Consider the following 844-nt stretch of genomic DNA (forward strand, 5'->3'; position numbering starts at 1 on the left):
GCCTCGACCGGCGGGACCGCCGGCGTGGCGACGGCCGCGGGCAAAATCGGTTCGACCTCGGGATCGAGCACCAGCGGCTTCAGCCTCGATCTCGCCGGCAGCTCGTCGGTCAGCGACGTCTCGCTCGGCACCAGCGCCTATATCAAGAACACGACGGTCAACAAGTATACGACGACCGGTGCCGTGGTGACGAATACGATCGTTCAGGCGCTCAACGACACCATGCTCAATAATGGTTCAGGCTCCGGGGCGCTCAATCTGGCCGGAGGGTCTGCCCAGGGGGCTGCGATCGGCGGCGCAATCGCGGCGGCGATGTCTGACAATGCGACGCTCGCCTATATCTACGGCACCACCATGAACAACCAGAGTTCGGTGACGGTGCAGGCGCTCAATGGCGGCTCGGAAACCGTCGTTGCTCTGGGCGTGGCGGGGTCGAAATCCAATGCGGCGTCGCTGTCGGCCTCCGTCGGCATCATCACCGACAGCGCCACCGCCTATATCGAGAGCTCGACGATCACGGGCCAATCCACCGGCGTCAACCGCGCGCTCGAAGTCGACGCCTACCAGACGACGAACATCGCGATCGGCGGCGGTTCGCTCTATATAGCGGGGGGCCAGGCCGGCGTCGGCATCGGGCTGACTTATGCCTCGATCGCCGATCCCACGGGCGGCAACGCGACCGACGCGCACATCCGCAGTACCTCGATCTCGACCTACGACACCCTGCTGGTGATGGCCGACAGCGCCAGCGTGATTGCGGCCGGCGCGGCCTCGGGCGGGGCAGGGTCCAACGGGCTTGCCGGCGCGATCGTCGTCAGCGAGATATCGCCGACCACGACGGCCT

1 protein-coding gene is annotated in these 844 nt (G+C 66.2%); it reads left to right on the plus strand.

What is annotated here, in order from left to right; translation table 11 throughout:
• On the plus strand, positions 1 to 844 hold an 844-nt coding region (locus tag MOV75_RS40070), incomplete at both ends, for a hypothetical protein (RefSeq protein WP_247008367.1).

The sequence above is a fragment of the Bradyrhizobium sp. PRIMUS42 genome (assembly GCF_023006515.1).
GTDB lineage: Bacteria > Pseudomonadota > Alphaproteobacteria > Rhizobiales > Xanthobacteraceae > Bradyrhizobium.